Annotated in this window: 23 protein-coding genes; 14 read left to right on the top strand and 9 right to left on the bottom strand. The window is 68.8% G+C overall.

Features of this window, described 5'->3' with window-relative positions; all coding sequences use genetic code 11:
* Nucleotides 1–37: 37 nt before the first annotated feature.
* From KHC24_RS17565 to KHC24_RS17550, 4 genes are read left to right on the top strand one after another with little or no spacing between them, the layout of a single operon-like run.
* The gene (locus KHC24_RS17565; RefSeq protein WP_213364612.1) at nucleotides 38–871 is read left to right on the top strand and encodes an alpha/beta fold hydrolase; all 834 of its coding nucleotides are present in this window, start codon (nucleotides 38–40) and stop codon (nucleotides 869–871) included.
* A gap of 5 nt (nucleotides 872–876) precedes the next feature.
* The gene (locus KHC24_RS25560; RefSeq protein ID WP_213364611.1) at nucleotides 877–1776 is read left to right on the top strand and encodes an NAD(P)-dependent oxidoreductase; all 900 of its coding nucleotides are present in this window, start codon (nucleotides 877–879) and stop codon (nucleotides 1774–1776) included.
* A gap of 3 nt (nucleotides 1777–1779) precedes the next feature.
* Nucleotides 1780–2217, top strand: coding sequence for a GlcG/HbpS family heme-binding protein (locus KHC24_RS17555; protein ID WP_213364610.1), 438 nt, complete (start codon nucleotides 1780–1782; stop codon nucleotides 2215–2217).
* 5 nt (nucleotides 2218–2222) lie between these two features.
* Nucleotides 2223–2948, top strand: coding sequence for an SDR family NAD(P)-dependent oxidoreductase (locus KHC24_RS17550; protein ID WP_246547107.1), 726 nt, complete (start codon nucleotides 2223–2225; stop codon nucleotides 2946–2948).
* A 104-nt stretch (nucleotides 2949–3052) separates the two neighbouring features.
* Here the strand turns inward: KHC24_RS17550 and KHC24_RS17545 are convergent, their stop codons facing one another.
* Nucleotides 3053–3946 carry an AraC family transcriptional regulator gene (locus tag KHC24_RS17545; protein ID WP_213364609.1) on the bottom strand — a complete coding sequence of 298 codons (894 nt, stop codon included), beginning with the start codon at nucleotides 3944–3946 and terminating at the stop codon, nucleotides 3053–3055.
* A gap of 144 nt (nucleotides 3947–4090) precedes the next feature.
* Between KHC24_RS17545 and KHC24_RS17540 the strand changes: the two genes are divergently transcribed.
* Nucleotides 4091–4846 carry an SDR family NAD(P)-dependent oxidoreductase gene (locus KHC24_RS17540; RefSeq protein WP_213364608.1) on the top strand — a complete coding sequence of 252 codons (756 nt, stop codon included), beginning with the start codon at nucleotides 4091–4093 and terminating at the stop codon, nucleotides 4844–4846.
* Between the two features lie 51 nt (nucleotides 4847–4897).
* On the opposite strand, the gene KHC24_RS17535 is transcribed toward KHC24_RS17540, so the two are convergent.
* Complete coding sequence (locus KHC24_RS17535) at nucleotides 4898–5086, bottom strand: hypothetical protein (protein ID WP_213364607.1); 189 nt, start codon at nucleotides 5084–5086, stop codon at nucleotides 4898–4900.
* A gap of 151 nt (nucleotides 5087–5237) precedes the next feature.
* Here KHC24_RS17535 and KHC24_RS17530 point away from each other — a divergent pair, with 151 nt between their 5' ends.
* The 4 genes from KHC24_RS17530 (at nucleotide 5238) to KHC24_RS17515 (ending at nucleotide 10918) form a co-directional block, all read left to right on the top strand.
* On the top strand, nucleotides 5238–6410 hold the full coding sequence (locus tag KHC24_RS17530) for a PP2C family protein-serine/threonine phosphatase (protein WP_213364606.1): 1173 nt from the start codon (nucleotides 5238–5240) through the stop codon (nucleotides 6408–6410).
* 58 nt (nucleotides 6411–6468) lie between these two features.
* A complete protein-coding gene (locus KHC24_RS17525) occupies nucleotides 6469–8820 on the top strand; it encodes a response regulator (RefSeq protein WP_213364605.1) in 2352 nt (783 codons plus the stop codon).
* Nucleotides 8821–8825: 5 nt separating this feature from the next.
* Entirely contained in the window at nucleotides 8826–9197 is a 372-nt protein-coding gene (locus KHC24_RS17520; protein WP_213364604.1) for a response regulator, read from the top strand.
* Between the two features lie 140 nt (nucleotides 9198–9337).
* Nucleotides 9338–10918: a Na/Pi cotransporter family protein gene (locus KHC24_RS17515; RefSeq protein ID WP_213364603.1), complete on the top strand. Its 1581-nt coding sequence runs from the start codon at nucleotides 9338–9340 to the stop codon at nucleotides 10916–10918.
* A gap of 15 nt (nucleotides 10919–10933) precedes the next feature.
* Here the strand turns inward: KHC24_RS17515 and KHC24_RS17510 are convergent, their stop codons facing one another.
* From KHC24_RS17510 to KHC24_RS17495, 4 genes are all read right to left on the bottom strand, one after another.
* Nucleotides 10934–11356, bottom strand: a complete 423-nt coding sequence (locus KHC24_RS17510; protein WP_213364602.1) for an ATP-binding protein — start codon at nucleotides 11354–11356, stop codon at nucleotides 10934–10936.
* Between the two features lie 28 nt (nucleotides 11357–11384).
* Nucleotides 11385–11717: an STAS domain-containing protein gene (locus tag KHC24_RS17505; RefSeq protein ID WP_213365172.1), complete on the bottom strand. Its 333-nt coding sequence runs from the start codon at nucleotides 11715–11717 to the stop codon at nucleotides 11385–11387.
* Nucleotides 11718–11827: 110 nt separating this feature from the next.
* Complete coding sequence (locus tag KHC24_RS17500; RefSeq protein ID WP_213364601.1) at nucleotides 11828–13543, bottom strand: solute carrier family 23 protein; 1716 nt, start codon at nucleotides 13541–13543, stop codon at nucleotides 11828–11830.
* A 170-nt stretch (nucleotides 13544–13713) separates the two neighbouring features.
* Nucleotides 13714–15255: an MFS transporter gene (locus tag KHC24_RS17495; protein ID WP_213364600.1), complete on the bottom strand. Its 1542-nt coding sequence runs from the start codon at nucleotides 15253–15255 to the stop codon at nucleotides 13714–13716.
* Between the two features lie 215 nt (nucleotides 15256–15470).
* Between KHC24_RS17495 and KHC24_RS17490 the strand changes: the two genes are divergently transcribed.
* Together KHC24_RS17490 and KHC24_RS17485 are read left to right on the top strand one after the other, a co-directional pair.
* Nucleotides 15471–15728: a DUF2188 domain-containing protein gene (locus KHC24_RS17490; RefSeq protein WP_213364599.1), complete on the top strand. Its 258-nt coding sequence runs from the start codon at nucleotides 15471–15473 to the stop codon at nucleotides 15726–15728.
* A 148-nt stretch (nucleotides 15729–15876) separates the two neighbouring features.
* Nucleotides 15877–17601 (top strand): chloride channel protein, encoded by a 1725-nt coding sequence (locus KHC24_RS17485; protein ID WP_213364598.1) that lies wholly within the window; start codon nucleotides 15877–15879, stop codon nucleotides 17599–17601.
* A 9-nt stretch (nucleotides 17602–17610) separates the two neighbouring features.
* On the opposite strand, the gene KHC24_RS17480 is transcribed toward KHC24_RS17485, so the two are convergent.
* The 3 genes from KHC24_RS17480 to KHC24_RS17470 form a co-directional block, all read right to left on the bottom strand.
* Complete coding sequence (locus KHC24_RS17480) at nucleotides 17611–18666, bottom strand: dipeptidase (protein ID WP_213364597.1); 1056 nt, start codon at nucleotides 18664–18666, stop codon at nucleotides 17611–17613.
* Between the two features lie 29 nt (nucleotides 18667–18695).
* Entirely contained in the window at nucleotides 18696–19376 is a 681-nt protein-coding gene (locus KHC24_RS17475) for a cysteine hydrolase family protein (RefSeq protein ID WP_213364596.1), read from the bottom strand.
* Nucleotides 19377–19699: 323 nt separating this feature from the next.
* A complete protein-coding gene (locus KHC24_RS17470; protein ID WP_213364595.1) occupies nucleotides 19700–20332 on the bottom strand; it encodes a TetR/AcrR family transcriptional regulator in 633 nt (210 codons plus the stop codon).
* A gap of 148 nt (nucleotides 20333–20480) precedes the next feature.
* Here KHC24_RS17470 and KHC24_RS17465 point away from each other — a divergent pair, with 148 nt between their 5' ends.
* The 3 genes from KHC24_RS17465 to KHC24_RS17455 all read left to right on the top strand — a co-directional run bounded on the left by KHC24_RS17465 (nucleotide 20481) and on the right by KHC24_RS17455 (nucleotide 23559).
* Nucleotides 20481–21563 carry a putative urea ABC transporter substrate-binding protein gene (locus KHC24_RS17465; RefSeq protein ID WP_213364594.1) on the top strand — a complete coding sequence of 361 codons (1083 nt, stop codon included), beginning with the start codon at nucleotides 20481–20483 and terminating at the stop codon, nucleotides 21561–21563.
* Between the two features lie 340 nt (nucleotides 21564–21903).
* Nucleotides 21904–22722, top strand: a complete 819-nt coding sequence (locus KHC24_RS17460) for an ABC transporter permease (RefSeq protein ID WP_213364593.1) — start codon at nucleotides 21904–21906, stop codon at nucleotides 22720–22722.
* Nucleotides 22723–23559: an ABC transporter ATP-binding protein gene (locus tag KHC24_RS17455; RefSeq protein ID WP_213364592.1), complete on the top strand. Its 837-nt coding sequence runs from the start codon at nucleotides 22723–22725 to the stop codon at nucleotides 23557–23559.
* Nucleotide 23560: the final 1 nt, after the last annotated feature.

Genomic DNA, 23560 nt, shown 5'->3' with positions numbered 1-23560 from the left:
AACGCCCCGGAAACACAAACGGGAGAGGAGGCGCCCCATGACGGGCATCATGACGACGGGCATCACGGACATCGTCGCCTCGGGCGACGCGGAACTCGCGCTGCGCGTGGATGGCGCCGAGCACCTGCCGTGGATCGTGCTATCGAACTCGCTGGCCGCCGACCTGACCATGTGGGACGACCAGATCCCCTTTCTCACCCAAAGCTACCGGGTGCTGCGCTATGATACCCGCGGGCATGGACGCAGCAGCGCGCCAGCGGGTCCCTACAGCTTCGATGTGCTGGTCGCCGATTTCATCGGGGTGATGGACCATTTCGAGATCCGGCAGGCCGATGTGCTCGGCCTCTCCCTGGGCGGCATGACGGCGCTTGGCGTCGGCCTCGCGCATCCCGAGCGGGTGAACCGGCTGATCTGCGCCGATGCCCGCGCGGATGCGCCACCGCCCTTCGTCGCCGGCTGGGACCAGCGCATCGCCGCCGTCGCGGCGGGAGGGATGGGCGCGGTGCTGACGGGCACCCTTGAACGCTGGTTCACCGCCGAGACGCGGCAGAGCCGGCCGGAGGTGGCGGATCGCGCCGCACGCATGGTGCTGGCGACCTCGCCGACCGGCTATATCGGCTGCGCCAAGGCACTGAAGGGCCTCGACTATCTACGGCATCTGCCGCGCCTCGAGCCGGAAGCGCTGTACATCGTCGGCGCCGAGGACGCCGGTGCGCCGGCCGAGGCGATGCGGGCCATGGCGGCGGCGACGCCCGGCGCCCAGTTCGAAATCCTGCCCCGTGTCGCGCATATCGCGAACATGGAGGACGTCGCCGGCTTCAATGCGCGGGTGGCGGAGTTTCTCGACATTTCCAGACAAGCGGCGGAGTAGCGCGCGTGACGACTGCGACCAAGGAGACCGTCGGGATTATCGGTCTCGGCATCATGGGCTCGGCCTATGCGAAAAACCTGCTGGACAGCGGCCATGCGGTGATCGGCACCGATGTGGCCGAGGCGGCGATGGCGGCGCTCGCCGGGCAGGGCGGCCGGCGTGCCGCCTCCGCCCGCGAGGTAGCGGAGGCGGCGGACATCCTGCTGCTGGCGCTGCCCTCGGTGAAGGCGCTGGAGGCGGTGACGAAGGAGATCGCCGGCGCGGTGCGGCACGGCGCGGTGGTGTGCGAGATGGGCACGCTGCCGATCGAGGCCAAGGAGGCCTGCCGCCTCGCGCTGGAAGGCCGGGGCGCGCAAGTGCTCGACTGCCCGGTGAGCGGCACCGGCGCGCAGGCGGCAAAGCGCGACCTCTCCATCTATGCCAGCGGCGACGAGGCGGCTTTCCGCAAGGTGGAGGCGGCGTTCGCCGGCTTTGCCCGCGACGTGCGCTATTGCGGCGGCTTCGGCACCGGCATGAAGCTGAAATACATCGCCAACCTTTTGGTGACGATCCACAACCTGTCGACCGCCGAGGCGCTGCTGCTGGCCGAGCGCGCCGGGCTCGACCTCAATCTCGTCTATGACGCGATCCGTCCGGGCGCGGGCGGCTCGCGCATGTTCGACGTGCGCGCGCCGATGATGATCGAGGAGCGCTACGAGCCGGCGACGATGAAGATGGACATCTACATCAAGGATCTTCAGCTCATCATGGACTTCGCCCGCGAGATGCGCGCGCCCACCCCGCTGATGACGGCGAGCCTGCCCTTCTATTTCGCCGCGCTCGCGCAGGGGCGCGGCAAGGAGGACACCGCCTCGCTGTTCGCGGTGCTCAAGGGCATGACCGAGCCACACGGCAAGGGGGAGTGAGCCGTGGCGGACCTCAGCCTCGAACAGGCCGACATCATCGGCCGCGTCGCGCTGGAGCGGGCGCGGGCAGGCAATAGCCAGCCGCTCACCGTGGTGGTGCTCGATGCCGGCGGCCATGTGAAGCTGGCCCGGCGCGAGGATGGCAGCGGCATTGCCCGCTTCGACATCGCCCATGGCAAGGCCTGGGGCGCGCTGGGCATGGGCATCTCGTCCCGTGGCCTCGCCGCGCGGGCGGCGAAGATGGGCACCTTCTTCACCGCGCTCGCCGCCGTCACCGAGGGGCGCATGGTGCCGGTGCCGGGCGGCGTGCTCATCCGCGACGGCGGCAACCGCATCATCGGCGCGGTGGGGATCAGCGGCGACACCTCCGATGTCGACGAGGCCTGCGCCGTCGCCGGCATCGAGGCGGCCGGCCTCGCTGCCGATATCGAGGAGCGGTGAGCCCGATGCTGCCGATGCTCGATGGAAAGACGGCGGTGGTGACGGGAGCGGGCCGTGGCATCGGCCGGGCGACCGCATTGGCACTGGCGCAGGCGGGCGCGCAGGTGGTCGCGGTGGCCCGCACCCGTGCCGACCTCGACGACCTCGCCCGCGAAGGCGAGGGGCGAATCGAGCCCTGCGTGGCGGATGTGCGCGACGAGGATTTCCTGGCGCGCATCGAGGCGATGGGCGAGCTCGACATTCTCGTCAACAATGCCGGCGGCAACCGGCCGAAGATGATGGTCGATGTCGACGACGAGACGCTCGACTGGATGATCGACCTCAATATCCGCTCGGTCTACCGGGTCGCCCGCGCCGCGGCGCGCGCCATGGGCAGGGGCGGGGTCATCGTCAACATGTCGTCGCAGATGGGGCATGTCGGCTCGCCCAAGCGCACCGTCTACTGCATGACCAAGCACGCGGTGGAGGGGCTGACCAAGGCGATGGCGGTGGAGCTGGCGCCGCGCGGCATTCGCGTCGTCGCCATCGCCCCGACCTTCGTGGTGACGCCGATGACGCAGGGCATGTTCGAGGACCCCGCGTTCCGGCAGTTCGTCTACGACATGGTGCCGCTGAACGAGCTGCCGGCACCGGAAGACATCGCGCAATCGATCCTGTTCCTCGTCTCGCCCGGTGCGCGCTTCGTCACCGGCGACAGCCTGAGGGTCGACGGCGGCTGGACGGCGCGCTGACCGGCCAGAGCAATTCCGGCGAAATCCGGTTCACGGGAATTGCTCTCGCTTTTTGTTTCCACGCAATTCGCGCAAAACCGCTGCGCACTTTTGCGAGAATTGCTCTAGGCCGCCGCTTCCACCCCGTGCCGGGCGCGCTTCACATCCCGTACCGGCGGCGCGCCGAACATGCGGCCATATTCCCGGGTGAATTGCGGCACGCTCTCATAGCCGACCGAGAAGGCGGCCTGGCTCGGATTGAGCCCCAGCGACAGCATCAGCCGGCGCGCCTCGATCAGCCGCAGTTGCTTCTGGAACTGCAGCGGCGACAGCGAGGTCACGGCGCGAAAATGCTGGTGGAACGAGGACGGGCTCATCCCGGCTGCGGCGGCGAGGCGTGCCACCGTCAGCGGCCGGGCGAACTCGGCGCGCAGCACCGCAACCGCGCGCGCCACCCGCTGGACATGGCCGTCCGGATAGCCGAGGCGGCGGATGGCGGCGCCATGCCGGCCGGCCAGCAGCCAGTAATGCATCTCCCGCACGAGCTGCGCCTGCAACACCGGCACCGAGGCCGGGCGCTCGACGAGGCGCATCAGCCGCAGCGCCGCATCGGCGACGTCGACATCGGTGGGCTCGACCTGCACCGGCGCCGCATCGGCGAGCGGCGCCGCCTTCATCTCCACGGCCAGCTCGGCGATCACCGCCGGATCCAGATCCAGCACCAGCGAGAGATAGGGCTCGCCGACGCTGGCGCGCAGGATCCGGCTTGCCGTCGGCACATCCGCGGTGATGAGCAGCGAGTCGCCGGCGCTGAAGGTGAAGGCCTGGCCGGCCATGGCGACCTGTTTGGTTCCCTGCACCACCAGCGCGACCAGCGGCCGGGCGATGGCATAATCGAGCCCGCTCGGCGCGATGGCGCGGAGGGTGGTGAGGCCGGGAATGGGCGTGCGCGCCACCCCGGCGGCATCGGCGTGCAGCTGCGTGTAGCGGCGAACGGCAGCGAGCAAGGTGTCGATCATGAGGCCATCCTAGCCGATCCGGGGCGTCGCGCGAAGCGGTCTCGTAGGAATAGGCAAGACACGTCGAGCTTTCGGCAACAAGCGCCGGCGTGTCGCTCCGACTATCGGGTGGTCTCAACACCCGACGACACAGGAGCTGTTCCCATGACGAAAATCGCGATCGTGACCGGCGGAAGCCGCGGCCTCGGGCGCAATGCCGCCCTCCATATCGCCCGCAGGGGCGGCGATGTGATCCTCACCTATCGCAGCCGGGAGGAGGACGCGCAGGCCGTGGTGGCCGAGATCGAGGCGATGGGCCGCAAGGCGGTAGCGCTCCGGCTCGACACCGGCAGCGTCGCGACGTTTCCCGCGTTTGTCGAGCATCTGCGCGCGGCGTTGCAGGAGACCTGGCAGCGCGACGACTTCGATCACCTGGTCAACAATGCCGGCCATGGCGAACATGCCCTGATCGGCGACACCACCGAGGAGCAGTTCGACCGGCTGGTGGACGTGCACTTCAAGGGGGTGTTCTTCCTCACCCAGGCGCTGCTGCCGTTGATCGCCGATGGCGGCCGCATCGTGAACCTGTCCTCCGGGCTCACCCGCGTCGCCGCTCCCGGCTGGTCCGCCTATGCGGCGGTGAAGGGCGCGGTCGAGGTGCTCGGCGTCTATCTGGCGAAGGAACTGGGCAGCCGCGGCATTGCCGTCAACACCGTGGCGCCGGGCGCGATCGAGACCGATTTCTTCGGCGGTGCCGTCCGCGACACGCCGGCGTTCAACGACTACTTCGCCGGCATCACCGCCCTGGGGCGGGTCGGCGTGCCGGACGATATCGGGCCGATGATCGCCAGCCTGCTCGCCGAGGACAATCGCTGGATCAACGCCCAGCGGATCGAGGTCTCCGGCGGCCAGGGCATCTGAGCGGCATGCGGAAGCGGGCTCCTCGCCGCGGGGGCGTCGTTGCCGAGCCGGCTATTCCCGCATGATCGGGGCGACGCCCGGGCCGACGGCGATCTCGTCGCTGATGAAGCCGAGCACGGCCAGCACCAGCAGCACGATGACCAGCACGCCGATGAGGCCGCGCAGGCCGTAGGCCCGGTGGCCGGCATAGCCGCCGCCCAGCAGCACGAGTATCAGGATCAGCACGATGATCGTCAGCATGGAGCTCTCCGCTTCTTGCCTGTGAATGCGGGAGCGGGCGGCTCGGTTCCGGAGCGTCCAAGGCGTTGCGAAGCGGGACGATTGCGCAGATAGTCCCGCCCGGCGCCGCAGGGCGCCTTCCCAATCAGGCGCAATGTGGTGGTGTCACGGCATGGTGGACCAGAATGCGGCCATTCTGGTGGTCGACGATGTTGCCGAGAATCGCGACCTGCTGGCCCGCCGCCTGCGCCGGCTCGGCCTCAATCGGATCGACGAGGCGACCAACGGCAACGAGGCGCTGGCCGCCATCGCCAAGACGCCCTACGACCTCGTGCTGCTCGACATCATGATGCCGGAGCTCGACGGCTTCGGGGTGCTGGAGGCGCTGAAGCGCCAGGGGCGGCTTCACGAGGTGCCGGTGATCGTGGTTTCCGCGCTCAACGAGCTCGACCCGGTGGTGCGCTGCATCGAGCTCGGCGCCGACGATTTCATCTTCAAGCCGTTCAATCCGACTCTGCTGCGCGCCCGCGTGCTCGCCACGCTGGAGAAGAAGGCGCTGCGCGACCGCACCCGCGACGAGCTGAAGCGCAAGCAGGCCGAACTCAACGAGGCGCGCACCCTCCAGCTCGATCTGGTGCCGCCGCCCTTCGCCGGCGAGGCGGCGGGCCGGCGCATCGCCATCGAGGCATTGCTGGAGCCGGCCAAGGAAGTGGGCGGCGATCTCGTCGACTATTTCTTCATCGGCGACGGCCACGTCGTGCTGGCGCTCGGCGACGTCTCCGACAAGGGCGCCGGCGCGGCGCTGATGATGGCGCGCACCCATGCGCTGTTTCGGGCGCTGGCGGCACGGCCGGACGCGCCGGAACTGTTCGCCGATCCGGCGCGGGCGGTCGGGCTGGTCAATGAGGCGCTGGCGCGCGGCAATGCCGGCTGCATGTTCGTCACCTTCGCGCTGGTCAGCGTCGACCTTGCGACCGGCGCGTTCGCCTATGTGCGCGCCGGCCACGTGCCGCCCTATCTCGCGCGTCGGGGCGTCGGGGTCGCGCGCCTTGGCGGCGGCAGCGGGCCGGCGCTGGGCATCGTCGAGGGCTTCGCCTATCGCGCCGACCGTGGCGAATTGGCGCCGGGCGACCGCCTCCTCATCGTGACCGACGGTTTCACCGAGGCGCAGGATCCGGCCGGCACGCTTTATGGCGAGGCGCGGATCGGCGACCTGCTCGCCGCCGCGCCGTCGGGGGAGGGGCCGGCCCTGCCCGTGCTGGTCGACGCGGTGCGCGCCTTCGAGGCCGGGGAACCGCCCTCGGACGACATGGCAGCGATCCTCTTGACCTTCGACGTGATCTAGCCGGAATCGCCGGCGGGCCTTACTGCTGGCCGGCACGCAAGCTTGGGGGAACGGGCAAATGGGCAACGACGCGGAACAGCGGGAAGGCGAGGTCTGTCCCTTCGACGCCGGCGGGCTGGGGCGGGAGGCGACGCTGCTGCGGGCGACGCTGGAGAACATGGCACAGGGCGTCGCCATGTACGATGCCGATTACCGCCTCGTCACCTGGAACCGGCTGTTCCGCGAATATCTCGGCATGCCGGAGGAATTCTTCACCTCGGCCCACACCTTCCAAGATTATATCCGCTACCTCGGCGGCCGCGGCGAGTTCGGCGAGAACGTCGATATCGATAAGGTGCTGGCCAAGCGCTTGGCCCAGCTCGACCATTCCCATCGCTTCGAACGCACCCGCCCCGACGGCACCGTGCTGGAGGTGCGCCGCGATCCGGTGCCGGGCGGCGGCTTCATCGCCATCTATACCGACATCACCGAACGCAAGCTGGCCGAGATGAAGCTGCGCGAGGACGAGGAACAGTTGCGGGCGATCGACGCCGCCGCACCGGTCGGCCTCATCATCATCGACCGCGCCAGCCATATCTTGCTGCACCTGAACGGCGGCATCAGCCGGCTGATCGGCCGTGACGCGAGCGCGCTCGCCGGCCGGCCTGTCGAGGCGATGTTCGACGATCCGGACAAGGGCCGGGAGCTGTGGGACGTGCTGTCCGGCCCTTCCTCCGAGCGCCGCGAATTCATTCTGCCGGGCCCGGACGACGAGCCGATCTGGACCATGGTGGCGCACAGCGATCTCGATTTCCGCGGCGCGCCGGGCATCATCGCCACCTTCGTCGACATCTCCGACCGGGTGCAGATGGAGCAGCAGCTGCGCGAGGCCAAGGAGGCGGCGGAATCGGCGAGCCAGGTGAAGTCCGCCTTCCTCGCCAATATGAGCCATGAGCTGCGCACGCCGCTCAACGCCATCATCGGCTATAGCGAGATCCTCAGCGAGGACGCCGCCGACGAGGGCAACACCGCTATGGTGGCCGACCTCGACAAGATCCAGGCGGCCGGCAAGCACCTGCTCGGCCTCATCAACGACATCCTCGACCTGTCCAAGATCGAGGCCGGCCGCATGGACGTCTATCTGGAGCAGGTGTTCCTCAACCGCACGGTGGACGAGGTGCGCACCATCGTCGGCCCGATGATGGAGAAGAACGGCAACCGCCTCGTCATCGACTGCCCGCTCGATCTCGGCTCGCTGCGCACCGACGTCACCAAGCTCAAGCAGAGCCTCATCAACCTGCTGTCGAATGCCGCCAAATTCACCAAGGACGGGCAGGTGAGCCTCACCGTCACGCGGCGGCACAACAAGGAAGGGGTCGGCTCGGTGCGCTTCGAGGTGCGCGACACCGGCATCGGCATGACCGAGGAGCAGATCGGGCGGCTGTTCCAGGCCTTCACCCAGGCGGATTCCTCCACCACCCGCAATTTCGGCGGCACCGGGCTCGGGCTGACCATCACCAAGCATTTCGTCGCCATGCTCGGCGGCACCATCCTCGTGACCAGCGTGCCGGGAGAGGGCTCGACTTTCCTCATCGAGCTGCCGGCCGAGACGGCGGTCGCCGGCGAGCCGGCCAAGCCGCTGATCGATGCCGGGGCGCCGGCCGATGCCGGGGCGATCACCGTGCTGGTGGTCGACGACGATCCCGCCGTCCACGAGGTTCTGGCCGCCACCCTCGGCAAGGAAGGCTATGTGCTGCGCCATGCCCATGACGGCATCGACGCGCTCGACATCATGCGCCATGACCCGCCGGACATCGTCACGCTCGACGTGATGATGCCTAAGATCGACGGCTGGTCGGTGCTGGGCATCATGAAGTCCGAGCCGGAGCTGGCGCATATCCCGGTCATCATGCTCACCATCGTCGACGACCGGAACCTCGGCTACGCGCTCGGCGCTTCCGAATACATGACCAAGCCGATCGACCGTCAGCGCCTGCTGGGGCTGATCCACAAATTCACTCCCGGCGACGGCGCGGGCCAGGTGCTGGTGGTCGATGACGACCCGGATGTGCGGGCGATGGTGCGCGCCGCCATCGAGGATGGCGGGCTGCACGCCGCCGAAGCCGGCAACGGGCGCGAGGCGCTGGCGTGGCTCAACGTCCACCCGGCTCCGTCGCTGGTGCTGCTCGACCTGATGATGCCGGTGATGGACGGATTCACCTTCCTCAGCGAAGCGCGCGCCAACCCCGCCCATGCCGACCTGCCGATCGTGGTGCTGACGGCGAAGGAACTCACCGAGGACGAGCGCAGCTATCTGGCGCAGAACACGCTGCTCATCCTCAACAAGAGCGCCCAGCCGATCGGCACGCTGGGGGCGGCGCTGGCGGCGATCGCCGGGCGCAGCAAGATCACCACCGGCCGGGGAGGGTAACAGCCATGCCGACGATACTCCTCGTCGAGGACAATGAGATGAACCGCGACATGCTCTCGCGGCGCTTGCTGCGCAACGGCTTCGAGGTGCTGCTGGCGGTGGACGGGCAACAGGGCGTCGACCTTGCCAGTTCGCGCCGGCCCGACATCATCCTGATGGATATGAGCCTGCCGGTGCTGGACGGCTGGGAGGCGACGCGGCGGGTGAAGGCCAATCCCGACACCGCCGCCATTCCGGTCATCGCGCTGACCGCCCATGCGATGGAGCAGGACCGCGCGGCGGCGATGGCGGCCGGCTGCGACGATTTCGACACCAAGCCGGTCGAACTGCCGCGCCTGATGGGTAAGATCAAGGCGCTGCTCGGCGAGGCAGGCTGAGGCGGCTCCCATGCCGGGCCCCCCGGCCCTGGTGTTGCATGGGGCGGCGGCCGGGCTACATAAAGCCTGTCCGGACCATTCGTGCGTATGCCTTCAAGGGGATTGAATGCCGTTCTTGCTTCCTAGGGGTCGTTGATCGCATGGCGACCCTGGCGTTGCTGCTTAGCGGCCTTGGCCTGTTTTTCATTGGCGTGCGCGCTTTGTCCGCCAATCTGGTGCCGCTGGTCGGCCGGCGTGGACGCGCCGCCTTCTCCCGCGCGCTGCGCGGGCCGATAAGCTGTGCGGTCAGCGGCACCCTCGCCGGCATCGTGACCCAGAGCTCCACCGCGGTGTCCTGGATCATCGTTTCCTTCATCCGCGGCGGCGTGCTGCCGCCCGGCCCGGCGCTCGGGGCGCCGAACTGGGCCAATGTCGGCACCGCCCTGCTGCCGCTCATCGTCGCCATCGATACCTCGACGGCGGCGGGGGTGGTCATCGGCGTCGCCGGCTTCATCACCTATTTCAAGCTCGCGCGCGGCGAGCGCATGCGTCATGTGGTGGAAGCCGCGCTCGGCGCGGCGCTGCTGCTGTTCGGCATGCATCTGGTCGCGGTGGCGGTGGGGCCGGTGCGCGACAGCCTGATGCACAATCCCTGGTGGGAGGTCGCGCTCCAGCATCCGCTGCTGCTGGCGCTGATCGGCTTCGGCTTCTCGCTGGCGGCGCAGTCGTCCTCGGTCGCGGCGGCGATCGCCGTCGCCGCGGTGGGCGGCGGGTTGCTCGACCTCAGCTCGGCGCTGCCGCTGGTCGCCGGCGCCAATGCCGCCGGCATGATCAACAATGCCGTGATGGTGCCCGGCGAGACCATGGCGGGACGGCAGATCTTCGCCATCCAGGTGGTGCAGAAGGGGGCCGGCTCGCTGCTGCTGGCGGCGGTCTGCGTCGTCGCCGCGGTCTTTCCTCAGGCCGTCGCCGGCGGGCTGCCCGCCGATGGCGATCCGCGAGCGCAGATCGCGGTGCTGTTCCTGCTGGCGCAGATCGGCGGCGCTTTCATTGCCTCGCTCGCCCAGCCGACGACCCGCCGCTTGCTGGAGCGCTATCTGCCGGCCAGTCCTGCCGAGACGCTGGCGCAGCCGGCCTTCCTGCTGCGGGAATCGCTGTCGGATCCCGCCGCCGCGCTCGACCTGACCGTCCGCGAACTGGCGCGGCTTGCCGACCGGTTGCCGATGATGCTCGACAAGGTGCGCGAGGAGCCGGATGCGACGACGCCCGCGCCGGCGCTGCTGCGGGTGGCGGGCGTCACCCTCTCCGGCAGCGTCAAGGCCTATCTGGCCGCGCTGCTGGACGGCCAGATGAGCCGGCGGCAGATATCGGTGGCGCTGTTGCTCGACGATGCCGCCGCCAATGTCAGCGCGCTGCACGACGCGCTGGGCGAATTCGCCGAGGTCGCCGGGCCGGCGCAGGCTCTGCCCACCGCCCGGCGACTGATCGAGTCGCTGCACGCGCTGCTCGGCGCGGTGGCGGAGCATGGCGAAAGCCTCGGTGCCGAGGATCCCGAAATGGTGCTCAGCCTGCTCGGGCACCGGGACCAGGTGATGGAGGCACTGCGCCAGCGCCTGTCCTCGCAGAACGCCGTCACGCCGACGCAGCAGGATGCGCTGTTCCGGATGACCATCCTGTTCGAGCGCATCGTCTGGCTGGCGCGCCAGCTGGTCAACAGCCTCACCCAGGCGTATCGCGCCTGAGCGCCGAACCGGGTGCTAGGCGTCGAGCGCCAGGGCGAGCGTCACCACGTTGCGCCCGTCCTCGCGGCGGTAGGCGAAGCTGGTGGCCAGCGTGCGCACCAGATGAACGCCGAGGCCGCCGATGCGGCGCTCCTCGATGGAGCCGGACAGATCCGGCGCCGGCGCCGTCAGGGGGTCGAAGGCATCGCCGTCATCGGCGATCACGATTTCCAGATGCTCGACGCGATGGCGGATCGACACCGTGATCTCGCCCTGCCGATGGTCGGGATAACCGTAGTCGACGGCGTTGTTGACGAACTCGTCGATGGCGAGGGTGAGCCGGTGCGCCGTCTTGGGTGGCAGGGCGACGGCTTCGCCGAAGCAGTCGAGCGCCCGCACCAGCGGTTCAAGTTCCGCTAGGTCATTTGCGAGGCGAAAGTCGATCCGGTCGATGATCATGTGCCCCCGGCCATATCGGATCGAACAGTCAGGCCAGCGTTGCCAGCGCGGCGTCGCGGTTCGGATGGATCGGGATCAGGGTCGAGAAACCGCTGACGTCGAACACTTCGTGCACCGGCGGGATCAACCCGCAAATGGCGAGGACGACGCCGGAGCCTTTCGCCAGCTTGGCGGCCTTCAGCACCACCCGCAGCCCGGCCGAGCTGATATAGGTGAGTTCGGCGAAATCGAGCAGCAGCACGCTGCTGCCGTCCGGGATCGCGGCCATGAATGCGTCGAGCTTCGGCGAGGTCGAGCTGTCGAGGCGCCCCTTCACGGTGGTAATCACCACATTCTTTTCGACAAAGCGGTCGATCTGCATAAAAGACACGGCTCCGGCTCAAGGATTCGGGCGGGCGCAGGGTGCGACCGCATTCGGTCGCACCAGAACTATCCGAGATCGGCGCCTGCCGGCAAGCCGGCTCGCCGCCCTCAGTGCTCGAAGCGCAGGGTGAGCGCCTGCCGGTCGCCGGTCTTGCCGATCACCAGCTTGTCGGCGCGCTTGCTCAGCATGTAGCCGACGAAGCGGGCCACCGCCGCGCTGTCGCCGAGCAGGTCCTCGGGCGAGGGGCGCAAGGTCGGAATCTCGATCGGCTCGCCCTGATAGAGCAGGACGATATCGAAATTCATCTCGTCGAAATGCGCCCGCATCTCCAGCGTGCCGGGAGCCACACCCGTGTCGAGCAGCATCTCCACTGCCTCCGCGACCACCGGAATGGCGGTGGCGATCACGTCCCGACGAGCGCCCCACACGTCACCCTGACCCTCAAGGAACTCGGTGACGACGGTGAACGGGTTGTCGGCGGCGGTGACCGTCACCGAGGCTTCCTGGCGGATGCCGATGCGGAAGAACAGGTTGAGCGCCACGGCGATGGCTGTTGACACCGAGAGCGGCGATTCGAGGATCGGCTGCGCCCAGTTCGGCGCGGCACGGACGAGCTCCGGCAGGATCGCCACCGCGAGGCCGGCCATGACGGCCAGGCCGACAGTGAAGATGCGCCGGTCGCTCAGCCGACGCGACAGGATGAGGTCCATGCCGGCGACGATCAGGAAGGCGGCGCTGTAGACCAGGATGGCACCGATGACCGGATCGGGAATGACCGTCAGCGCGCCGATCAGCTTCGGCGAGAAGGCGGCGAGCAGGATCATCACCCCCGAGACCACGCCGATGCGCCAGGCGGTGGCGCCGGTGGCGAAGGCGACGCCGATCGCCGCCGAGGAGGAGGCACTGGCGAAGCCGCCGGTGACGGCCGCGCCGGCATCGCTCAGCGTGTTGGCGCGGATGGCCCGCGCCGCCTGTCCCATATCGGCGCGGCGCCAATCGGCGTCGTCCATGCGTTGCATGGAAACCACCGTGCCCAGCATGTCGACGGCGGAGATGATGCCGGTCAGGATCGCGGCGGGCAGGATGGCCCAGGAGAAGGCGAGCCCCGGCCAGCCGAGGCGCGGCAGGTCGATGAAGGCAAGCGCGCCGAGGCCGGGTTCCGCAGGGCTACGGGCGACGCCGACAGAGGCGGCGAGGGCCCAGCCCACGGCGGCACCGATGGCCACCGCGAACAGCCGCAGCGGCCCGCGCGAGAAGATCGCCAGCACGATGATGATCAGCAGCGTGGTGAAGCTCACCAGCGGAAAGCGCAGGTCGAGCAGCGTCGTCACCTCATGGGCGCTGAGACCGAACATGCGGCGCAGTGCCGGCGCCGCCAGCGCGACGCCCAGCATGGTCACCGCCACGCCGCAGATCTCGGGCGGGAACAGCGCCCGCATGGCGCTCTGGAAACGGGTCAGCGAGAATTGCGAGATCGCCGCGACGAGGCTCATCGCCGCGTAGAGCGCGGTTCCGCCAGCGGCGAGCGACTGCACCGCGAGCGGCAGATGCGCCATGTTGGGGATCTGCACCAGCAGCAGGCCGGCGCCGGATTTCGATCGCGGCAGGCATTCGAGGATGGTCGCCACCCCCATGAAGATGATGCAGCTGGTGATCAGGATCTGGGTGTCGTCGAAAGACAATCCCGCCTCGACGGCGGCCACCAGCGGATAGACCACGAACAGGAGCGCGAGCGTGGCATGCTGCACGCCGAGGATCAGCAAGGTGCCGAGCGGAATCTTATCGTCGGCGGCATAGACGATGTTGGACGGTTTACGCGGCATGGAGGGAGGCACCGGCGGGTTTGGATAGGGCAGGGACGGATGCCTCGCTTCCCTCCGCCGCCATCGACCTCGGCGGGGTCGCACGCGCTGCGATCATCGATCGGGGAATCCGTTGCGCTGACTATGAAACCTCCCCGGTTCCGCCGCAACTCGATCCTTTGCCGGGTCGGCTAGCGTACCCCGCGCAACAGCCGGCGGGCGACGAGGGCGGCGAAGAGGGTGATGACGGCGCAGGCGAGCGTGGCGAAGACCAGCCCGCGGGCGAAGGCTTCATGCGACGCCTGCATCAGAGCCTCTCCCGCCGGGCCGCCGAGCTGCTGCGCCGCCGTCACCGCGCCGTCGAGGGTGCGTCGCGCGGTGGCGAGCAGCTCGGTGGTAGGCAGTTCGCCGCCGGCTTCCGGCAGCGCCAGGCGCTCCATGTTCACCCGGTAGGTCGCCGCCACGATGCTGCCGAGCACGGCGATGCCGAGTGCGCCGCCGAACTCGAAACTGGTCTCCGAGATCGCCGAGGCGGCGCCGGCCCGTTCCGCCGGCGCCACGCGCATCATCAGGTCGGTGGTGAGGGTGCCGACCGGCGACAGGCCGAGGCAGAGCATGATGATCGAGGCTGACATCACCGGCAGCGGCGCGCGCTCGATCTGGGTCAGCAGCAGGAAGCCGGCCGCGGCAAGGACGAGGCTCGCCACCAGCAGATCGACCGGACGCACGCGGCGCACCAGATGCGGCGTCGCCAGCGAGCCGATGGCGAAGCACACGCCGGAGGGCGCGGTCCACAATCCGGCTTCGAACGGCCCCATGCCGAGCACGAGCTGCAGATATTGCGACAGGATGAGGAAGATCCCCATCGCTCCGAACATCGCCATGATGTTGACGCCGAGCGCGGTGCCGATCATCGGGTGGCGCAGCAGGGAGAGGTCGATCATCGGATCGGCGAGGCGCTTCTGGCGGGCGATGAACAGCCCGCCGACCGCCAGCCCCAGCGCCACCGCGGCGATCGCCGGCCATCCCGGCCCGGCTTCGGCGACATGCTTCATGCCGTAGATCAGCGCCAGCACCGCGACCACCGACTGCGCGGCGCTGACGATGTCGAGCCGGCCGGCATGCGGGTCGCGATATTCCGGCAGCAGGATCGGGCCGAGCAGGATCAGGCCGAGCATCACCGGCACGGCGAGCAGGAACACCGCCCCCCACCAGAAATGCGCCAGCACCGCGCCGCCGACCAGCGGCCCGATCGCCGCGCCCGCGGAGAAGCAGGCGATCCACACGCCGATGGCGAGCGTGCGCTCGCGCTCGTCGAGGAACATGTTGCGGATGAGCGACAGCGTCGAGGGCGCCAGCGTCGCCCCGGCGATGCCGAGCAGCGCCCGCGCGGCGATCAGTTCCTGCGCGCTGCGCGAGAAGGCCGCCAGCACCGAGGCGCAGGCGAACGCCCCGGCGCCGATGAGCAGCAGGCGGCGGCGGCCGATGCGGTCGCCGAGCGTGCCCATCAGCATCAGCGTGCCGGCGACCATGAAGCCGTAGATGTCGATGATCCACAGAAGCTGGGTGGCGCTGGGCGCCAGATGCAGGGCGAGCTGCGGCACCGCGAGGTTGAGCACCGTCAGGTCCATCGCATAGACGAGGCAGGGCAGGGCGATGACGGCGAGGCCGACCCACTCCTTGCGCGTGGCCCGCACGCCGGACCCGGTCGGCTCGTAGGGTTCGGCACGCATGGTCGGCACTCCGCACTCTGCACGGGCCGCTCGGGCCGGGCGTGGCTCGATAGCCCATTCCGACCGCCCTCGCCACCCGCTTTCCGCATCGGAAGGCGTGCCGGTGCCATGGGAATGGACAAGTCGCGCCGCGGCGACGGTGCTAGGCTGGTGGCACAGCTTCGGTCGGAACCGGCGTCGGCGCCGGCCGTTTTCAGGGCCGGGAGGAATGTGAGATGAGCCATATACGTTACGAGATCGTCGAGCATGACGGTGGCTGGGCCTACAAGCTCGGCGATGTGTTCTCCGAAACCCATGCCACCCACGAGGGCGCGCTGAGGGCGGCCCGCGAGGCGGCGGCGCGCCAATCGCTGACCGGCGAGACCCGCCCGATCCTCTATCAGGACGCCGCCGGGGCCTGGCATCAGGAGACCGCCGACGGCACCGACCGGCCGGAAGCCGAGATCGAAGACCCGAGCGCCGGCAGGTCCTGACGCAGATCCGCATTTTTGCCCTGGTGTCCCGGTTGCCCGCGACGCCGGTGCTGCCTAAACACGGGACAGCAATGCCGCTCCGCAAGGCTGCCCCGTGACGCCCGATCCCGCTCCGCTACCGCGATCCGTTGCCGCCCGGCTGCGCTCCATGGTGCGGACGAGCGAGCTGGCGATCGTCGCGCTTGCCGGTGTGATCGGCGTCCTGGCCGGCGTGGTGGTGGTCGCGCTGGGGCTGGCGACCCAGTTTCTGCATGTCCTGCTGTTCGGCATCGCGCCGGATGCCCATCTCTCCACGACGGTGGGGCTCGCGCCGCTGCTGCTCGTTCTGGTGCCCTCGCTCGGCGGGCTCGCCTTCGGTATCGCCAGTCTGCTGGTGCGGCGGATTTCCTCCGGCGCGCCGGTCGATCCCATCGAGGCCAATGCGCTGCATGGCGGGCGCATGTCGCTGCGGGACAGCCTCATCGTCGCGGTGCAGACCATGGCGTCGAGCGGCGTCGGCGCGTCGGTCGGATTGGAAGCCGGCTATACGCAGGCGTCGAGCGGGCTGGCCTCCCGCCTCGGCCAGGCACTGCATCTGCGCCGTGCCGATCTGAGGCTGCTGGTCGGTTGCGCCTCTGGCGCGGCGATCGGCGCCGCCTTCGATGCGCCGCTCATGGGCGCCTTCTACGGCTTCGAACTGATCCTCGGCACCTATGCCATACCGGCCTTCGCGCCGATGATGACGGCGAGCTTCACCGCCGCCCTCACGCGCCGGCTTTTGATGCCGGAGGCGGTGCCGTCGCTGCCGTCGCTTGCCGAGCCGGCACTCGCCGACCTGCCGCCGGTGCTGCTGCTCGGCGCGGTCTGCGCCCTCATCGGCATCGCGGTGATGCGCGGTGCCACGCTGGTGGAGGCGGGTTTCCGCCGCGCGCCGGTGCCGGTCTATGCCCGGCCGGCGCTGGGCGGGCTGGTGGTCGGGCTGATGGCGCTCGGCACGCCCGCCGTGCTTTCCGCCGGTCACGGCGCCGTCTACCAGCATATCGTCAGCGCCGAATTGCTGGCGCCGCTGGCGCTGCTGCTGTTCGCCAAGGTGGCGGCATCCTCGGTCTCCATCGGCTCCGGCTTTCGCGGCGGCCTGTTCTTCGCCTCGCTGCTGATGGGGGTGCTGGCGGGGCGGGTATTCGCCGGCGGGCTGGAATTCGTGCTGCCCGGCCTGGCGGCGGACCATGCCCTCTATGCGCTGATCGGCATGAGTGCGCTGGCGGTCTCCGTCGTCGGCGGGCCGATGACCATGACGCTGCTGGCGCTGGAGATGACCGGCGACCTGCAGCTGACGTTGGCGGTGCTGGCGGCTTCCGGCGTCTCCTCGCTGATGACGCGCCGGCTGTTCGGCTTCTCCTTCGCGACCTGGCGCTTCCATCTGCGCGGCGAGAGCATTCGCGGCGCGCACGACATCGGCTGGCTGCGCGACCTCAAGGTGCGGGACCTGATGCGGATCGAGGTGCCGCAGCTCGATGCCGACACCACGCTCGACACTGCACGCCGAACCTATCCGGCCGGCGCCACCGCCTATATCGTCGCCACCACCGCGGATGGTTGCTATGCCGGCATGGTGCCGACGGCGTCGCTCTACGCCGCGGCCGAGGCGGAAGGCGAGGCGCCGGCCACGCTGCGCCCGCTGCTGCATCTGGCCGACGACGTGCTGCTGCCCGACATGACCATTCGCGAGGCGCTGGATGCCTTCGACCATGCGGAGGCGGACGTGCTCGCGGTGGTGGACGACACAAGCCACCGGCGGCTTGCCGGCGTGCTCAGCGAAACGCATGCCATTCGCCGCTACAGCGAGGAGATGAGTCGTCGCCTGAGCGAGATCACCGGCGAGCGCGCCGATTGAGCGCGGTTCTCAGCCGGCCTCGTGCCAGGCGCGGGCGAGCACCCGCAACCAGTTCTCCCGGCACAGTTTGGCGAGCTCTTCCGCCGTGAAACCGTCTGCCGCCAGCGCTTCCACCAATATCTGCTGCCTGCTGGCGTCGCCGATGGCGGCGGGGATGGTGGCGCCGTCATAATCCGAGCCGAGCGCCACGCCGTCGATGCCCACGCGTTCCACCAGATGGCGGATATGCGCCACCATCGCCGAAAGCGGCGTGTCGGCGTCTTCCCTACCGTCCGGCCGCAGCATGGTGGTGGCGTAGTTGAGCCCGACCAGCCCCTCGCTCTCGCGAATGGCATCGAGCTGGCGGTCGGTGAGGTTGCGCGCCACCGGCGTCAGCGCATGGGCGTTGGAATGGCTGGCGATCAGCGGCTGGTCGGTGGTCTTCGCCACGTCCCAGAACCCCCGCTCGGTGATGTGGGCGAGATCTATGAGGATTCCCAGGCGGTTGCAGGTGCGGACCAGCTCGAAGCCGACCTCCGTCAGCCCCGGCCCGGTGTCCGGGCTCATCGGGAAGGCGAAGGGGACGCCGTGGCCGAAGATGTTGTTGCGGCTCCATACAGGCCCCAGCGAGCGCAAGCCGGCAGCGTAGAATGTCTCCAGCGCCGCGAGGTCGGGGCCGATCGCCTCGCAGCCCTCCATGTGCAACACGGCGGCGAAGGTGCCGGCGGCCATGGCGGTACGGATCTCGGCGGTGGAGCGGCACAGCTTCCACAGGCCGGCCCGGTCGAGCCGGAAGGCGATGGCCGCCATGTCCAGTGCGATGTCCAGTGAGGGTGATCGCTCCAGCGGCTCGGCGAGCGGGGTGGCATAATGGCCGTTCGCGTCGGCCTCCTTCAGGATCAGTTCGCCGGAGGGGATGTAGATGGCGCACAGCCCGCCGACGAGCCCGCCCTTGCGGGCGCGGGGGACGTCGATATGGCCGCTTTCGGTGCCCTCGCCGAACTCGCGCACTGGGTCGGCGCCCGCGCGGGCATGTTCCCACAGCCGCAGCAGCACATCGTTATGGCCGTCGAAAACCGCTTCCATTGCCGTTCGTCCGTTCCGTCTTCAAGAGTTCAGCCGCGAAGGGCGGCGATCACCGCCGCACTCTCGGCGACGGCGCCGAAGATGCCACCCTCGGTGCAGATGGTATCGATCGCGGCATGATGATTGGCCTCGACGGTGGCGGCGCAGCCATCGGTGACCAGGAGCGGCTCGTAGCCGCGGTCGACCGCCTCGCGCAAGGTCGAGTGCACGCAGATATCCGTCGTCACGCCGCAGATGACCAGATGCCGGGTGCCGCGGGCGACGAGGATGCGGTCGAGATCGGTGGCGTAGAAGGCGGAGAAGCCGGGCTTGTCGATCACCGGCTCGCCCGGCGCCGGGGCGAGCGCCGGCACGATGTCCCAGCCCGGTTCGCCGCGGATCAGCAGCCGGCCGAGCGGGCCCTGGCTGCCGATCTCCGCGCCGGCGGCGCGCGAGCGGAAGCGCTTCTGCGGCGTCAGGTCGCTGAGGTCCGGTCGATGGCCTTCGCGGGTGTAGACGACGAGGCCGCCGAAGCCGCGCACCGCCTCGCGCAGCGCCGCGATGCGGGGGATCAGCGCCTGCGCCGGACCGACATCGTAGCCCATGGCGTCGACATAGCCGCCGGGCTCGCAGAAATCGCGCTGCATGTCGATGACGATGAGTGCCGTGGTGGCCGGCACGAGGTCGCGGCCATGCGGCCAGTCATAGGGGCGGGCGGCGACGCTCGGCATGCGGGGAGGTCTCGATGGATGGGGAGAGGGGCTCGAGTCGTGCCGACCATGCCTGAAGCGGCCGCCGGTTCCAAGATGCCGCTACGACGGCGGGCTCCGCCTGTCATTCCCTCTCCCCGCCCGAACCCGGCTGTTGTCGGGTTCGGCTCCGGCAGGGCGTAAGCCGGAAACATGCGGCTTAGGCGGAGAGGTGGCCCGCGAGGCAGGCGGCGAGGGGAGGCAAGTTGGGAAATATTGGGAGGCGTCGGAGACCCCTCACCCTACCCCTCTCCCCGACGGGGAGAGGGAGCCTCGCTGCTCTTTCGGCCAATAGGGGCGGACTCTCAAGAGGCGGGAAGTGCGTGCGGGGAGCTGGCACCGATCCAGCCCGGCAGCACCTCGGCAAGATCGCGGATGTCCTGGGCGACGCGGTTGTCGCCGCGGCTGGTGGAGGCGAAGAAGATGCCGTCCAGCATCAGGCCGATGCGGCGCGCCGTGCGGGAGATATCGTGCGGCTGGAACAGCCCGGCCGCGATGCCCCGCTGCAACGCATCCTCCAGCAACTCCTTCTCGCCGCCATAGAAGCCGGCGATCAGCGCGTCGAGCACCTCGTCCTGCATCCCCGAGCTGGCATAATCCGCCATCAGCTTCACCATGCGAATCAGCGTCGGCGCGATCTCGACATGGCTCTCCAGCCAGGCGAGGATCTCGGCGAGCGGGTCGGGCTGCTGGGTGCGGCGCGCCTCATAGCCGAGCATCAGCTGCTGGATGGCGTGCTCCAGCGCCCGGCGCACCAGATCGTCCTTGCTGTCGAAGTAATGGTAGAGCAAGCCGACATTCATCTCGCACACCTGCGCGATGTCGCGCACCGTCACCACCGCATAGTGCCGCTCGGCGAACAGCCGCAGCGCCTCGTCGAGGATCATTGCCCGGCGTTCGGCCGGGGGCAGGCGCCGGCGTGCCGTTTTTGCGGTCATGATGCGTTCCTCCGTAGAAGTACCGATCGGAAAAGCACGGCATTTTCTGCCTTGCTCATATGCTATGCGTGCCTGTTTGTTAGGCTTGCATGCCGTATTAAGTCAACGCTTAATAGCGAGGTATCCCAGCGACCCGGAGCCCCGCCCCATGAAGCGTTTCCTGAGAGCCGCCGCGCTTGCCGCCGGCCTCGCCGCCGTCGTCCTTGCCGGTGCCGACCGCCCGGCGCACGCCGCCCCCAAGAAGAGTTTCAAGGTCGCCTACACGGTCTATATCGGCTTCATGCCGCTGGCCTATATGAAGTCGTCCGGCATCATGAAGAAGTGGGCCGATAAATACGGCCTCGACATCGAGCTGATCCAGGCCAACGACTATGTCGGCTCGGTCAACCAGTTCATCGCCGGCGAGATCGACGCGGTTGGCGTCGCCTCGATGGACGGCCTCACCATGCCGGCGGCCGGCGGCGTCGACACCTCGGTGTTCCTGATCACCGATTATTCCAACGGCAACGACATCGTCCTCTCCAAGACCGCCAAGGACATCAAGGAACTGGCCGGCCAGGACGTCTACCTGCTGCAATACAGCGTGTCGCACTACCTGCTGAACCGCGGCCTGCAGCAGGCCGGCGTCACCGACCCGACGGCGACCAAGACGGTGAACATCTCCGACAGCGAGATTGCCGCCGCCTATGTCTCGCAGAAGGATCTGGCGCATGCGGTGTCGTGGAAGCCGCTGACCGAGGACATGGAGAAGGTCGCCGGCACCACCGTGCTGTTCGACTCGTCGAAGATCCCCGGCGAGATCATGGACGTGTTCGTCGGCAAGACCGAGGTGCTCAAGGACAATCCCGATTTCGCCAAGGCGGTGATCGGCGCCTGGTATGAGGCGCTCGGCGTGCTGAAGGCCGGCGGCGCCAAGGGCGACGAGATGCGGGCGGTGATGACCAGCGCCATGGGCACCGATGCCGGCGGCCTGCAGAGCCAGCTCGACACCACCCACTTCTTCTACACCCCGGCCGAGGCGCTGGCGTTCCTGACCTCGGCGGAGAACGCCAAGATCTGGGACAGCATCCGCACCTTCTGCTTCTCGCAGGGCCTGTTCGGCCAGGGCGCCACCAGCGTCGACAGCATCGGCATCGAAGTCGCCGACGGCACGGTGCTCGGCGACAAGGGCAACATCAAGATGCGCATCAACCCGACCTTCACCAAGCTCGCCGTCGACGGCAAGCTCTGACGGCTCCCTTCCCGCAACAGGTTGCGTTTGGGGGGCGCCTGCCACGTCAAGCCGAAGGACCGGCTCCCTCTCCCCGTGAGGGAGAGGGGTGGGGTGAGGGGGCTCCACGCTTCCCGATCGCTAGAGCCCCTCACCGACCCGCTGCGCGGGCCACCTCTCCCCAACGGGGAGAGGGACAGAAGAAGCAGAAGAGGCCCGCTGGGCTCCCCACCGAAGCCGGATGTTTCCGGCGTCGGCCTTGCCGGACCTGAACGCGGCAACAGCCGGATTCGGGCGGGGAGAGGGAAGCAAGAAGCAAGAGGGCGGGCTCGTAGAAGACCGCTACAGGAAAGGCCGATCCATGCGTCGCATCATCAACTATGCGCCCCGCCCGGGCGTCCGGGTGATCCTCGCCGTCCTGCCATTCGTGCTGCTGGTGGGGGTCTATTTCCTCGGCTCCAGCGCCCGGCTCGCCATCGATCCCGCCGACAAGCTGATGCCGGGCTTCGCCTCCTTCTATGCCAGCATGATGCGGCTCGGCACCACGCTCGACATCGCCACCAAGCAGTACCTGTTGTGGTGGGACACCTGGCTGAGCCTGCAGCGGCTGTTCCTCGGCCTCGGCATCTCCGCGCTGATCGGGCTGGTGCTGGGCATCCTCGTCGGCTTCGTGCCCTATCTGCGGGCGACCTTCGAGCCGTTCTTCGCCGCCTTCTCGCTCATTCCGCCGCTGGCGGTGCTGCCGATCCTGTTCATCCTGTTCGGGCTCGGCGAATTGTCCAAGATCGTGCTGATCGTGTTCGGCATCGCCCCCTTCATCACCCGCGACGTGATGCTGCGCGTGGCCTCGCTGCCGACCGAGCAGATCATCAAGGCGCAGACGCTCGGCGCCTCCACCTGGCAGATGATCATCGGGGTGATCCTGCCGCAGGTGATGCCGCGCCTCATCGATTCGGTGCGGCTCTCGCTCGGCGCCGCCTGGCTGTTCGTCATCGCGGCGGAGGCGATCACCGCCGAGGGCGGCCTCGGCTACCGCATCTTCCTGGTGCGCCGCTATCTCGCGATGGACGTGATCCTGCCTTATGTCGCCTGGATCACCCTGCTCGCCTTCCTCATGGACTTCGCCCTGCGCAAGCTGGCGGCGGCGGCCTATCCCTGGGACCGGATCAAGGCGGCCTGAATGACCACCATCCAATTCGACAATGTCTGGAAGGAATATGACGAGCGCATCGTGCTCGAGCGCGTCAACCTGACGCTCGACGACCACGAGTTCCTCGTCATCATCGGCCCTTCCGGCGTCGGCAAGACCACGCTGCTGCGCATGCTGCTGTCGCAGGAGACGCCGAGCCGCGGGCGCATCCTGATCGACGGCGAGCCGATCGCCGCCGAGCCCACCGCCGACCGCGGCGTGGTGTTCCAGCGCTATTCGGTTTTTCCGCACCGCACCGTGCTGGGCAATGTGATGATGGGCCCGCAATGGGCGCAGGCGCCGCTGCTCGGCCGGCTGTTCGGCGCCCGCCGCCGCGCGGTCGAGGAGCGCGCCATGGCGATGCTCACCCGGGTCGGGCTCGCCGAGCATGCCGGCAAATACCCGGCGCAGCTGTCCGGCGGCATGCAGCAGCGCCTCGCGCTGGCACAGGCGCTGATCATGAAGCCGAAGGTGCTGCTGCTCGACGAGCCGTTCGGCGCCCTCGACCCCGGCACCCGCAAGCAGATGCACCAGCTGGTCGGCGAGCTGTGGGAGGAGAACGCCATGACCATCGTCATGGTGACGCATGATCTGCCCGAGGCGTTCCTGCTCGGCACCCGGGTCATCGCCGTCGACCGGCCCCGCACCGATCCGCAGGCGCCGGAGCGCTTCGGCGCCACCATCGTCTCCGACTACGAGGCCAAGTGCCGGATCGTGCGCGACAGTCGCCGCTTCGAGGCCGAGCGCACCCAGGCACGCCTCACCCTGGTTTCCGACTCTTTTGTTTCCGCCGGCGGCGCCAGCGCCCCGGCACTCGTGAAGGACTGAC

The organism is Ancylobacter defluvii (assembly GCF_018390605.1).
GTDB classification, from domain to species: Bacteria; Pseudomonadota; Alphaproteobacteria; order Rhizobiales; family Xanthobacteraceae; genus Ancylobacter; species Ancylobacter defluvii.
The sequence above is the reverse complement of the archived record's forward strand: the minus strand, read 5'-3'. Positions and strand labels throughout refer to the sequence as shown.

Excerpts from the sequence above, each read along its gene's own strand:
- KHC24_RS17565 (WP_213364612.1), top strand. The coding sequence starts at position 38 with ATGACGGGCATCATGACGACGGGCATCACGGACATCGTCGCCTCGGGC.
- KHC24_RS17550 (WP_246547107.1), top strand. The coding sequence starts at position 2,223 with ATGCTGCCGATGCTCGATGGAAAGACGGCGGTGGTGACGGGAGCGGGC.
- KHC24_RS17545 (WP_213364609.1), bottom strand. The coding sequence starts at position 3,946 with ATGATCGACACCTTGCTCGCTGCCGTTCGCCGCTACACGCAGCTGCAC.
- KHC24_RS17540 (WP_213364608.1), top strand. The coding sequence starts at position 4,091 with ATGACGAAAATCGCGATCGTGACCGGCGGAAGCCGCGGCCTCGGGCGC.
- KHC24_RS17535 (WP_213364607.1), bottom strand. The coding sequence starts at position 5,086 with ATGCTGACGATCATCGTGCTGATCCTGATACTCGTGCTGCTGGGCGGC.
- KHC24_RS17530 (WP_213364606.1), top strand. The coding sequence starts at position 5,238 with ATGGTGGACCAGAATGCGGCCATTCTGGTGGTCGACGATGTTGCCGAG.
- KHC24_RS17525 (WP_213364605.1), top strand. The coding sequence starts at position 6,469 with ATGGGCAACGACGCGGAACAGCGGGAAGGCGAGGTCTGTCCCTTCGAC.
- KHC24_RS17520 (WP_213364604.1), top strand. The coding sequence starts at position 8,826 with ATGCCGACGATACTCCTCGTCGAGGACAATGAGATGAACCGCGACATG.
- KHC24_RS17515 (WP_213364603.1), top strand. The coding sequence starts at position 9,338 with ATGGCGACCCTGGCGTTGCTGCTTAGCGGCCTTGGCCTGTTTTTCATT.
- KHC24_RS17510 (WP_213364602.1), bottom strand. The coding sequence starts at position 11,356 with ATGATCATCGACCGGATCGACTTTCGCCTCGCAAATGACCTAGCGGAA.
- KHC24_RS17505 (WP_213365172.1), bottom strand. The coding sequence starts at position 11,717 with ATGCAGATCGACCGCTTTGTCGAAAAGAATGTGGTGATTACCACCGTG.
- KHC24_RS17500 (WP_213364601.1), bottom strand. The coding sequence starts at position 13,543 with ATGCCGCGTAAACCGTCCAACATCGTCTATGCCGCCGACGATAAGATT.
- KHC24_RS17495 (WP_213364600.1), bottom strand. The coding sequence starts at position 15,255 with ATGCGTGCCGAACCCTACGAGCCGACCGGGTCCGGCGTGCGGGCCACG.
- KHC24_RS17490 (WP_213364599.1), top strand. The coding sequence starts at position 15,471 with ATGAGCCATATACGTTACGAGATCGTCGAGCATGACGGTGGCTGGGCC.
- KHC24_RS17485 (WP_213364598.1), top strand. The coding sequence starts at position 15,877 with ATGGTGCGGACGAGCGAGCTGGCGATCGTCGCGCTTGCCGGTGTGATC.
- KHC24_RS17480 (WP_213364597.1), bottom strand. The coding sequence starts at position 18,666 with ATGGAAGCGGTTTTCGACGGCCATAACGATGTGCTGCTGCGGCTGTGG.
- KHC24_RS17475 (WP_213364596.1), bottom strand. The coding sequence starts at position 19,376 with ATGCCGAGCGTCGCCGCCCGCCCCTATGACTGGCCGCATGGCCGCGAC.
- KHC24_RS17470 (WP_213364595.1), bottom strand. The coding sequence starts at position 20,332 with ATGACCGCAAAAACGGCACGCCGGCGCCTGCCCCCGGCCGAACGCCGG.
- KHC24_RS17465 (WP_213364594.1), top strand. The coding sequence starts at position 20,481 with ATGAAGCGTTTCCTGAGAGCCGCCGCGCTTGCCGCCGGCCTCGCCGCC.
- KHC24_RS17460 (WP_213364593.1), top strand. The coding sequence starts at position 21,904 with ATGCGTCGCATCATCAACTATGCGCCCCGCCCGGGCGTCCGGGTGATC.
- KHC24_RS17455 (WP_213364592.1), top strand. The coding sequence starts at position 22,723 with ATGACCACCATCCAATTCGACAATGTCTGGAAGGAATATGACGAGCGC.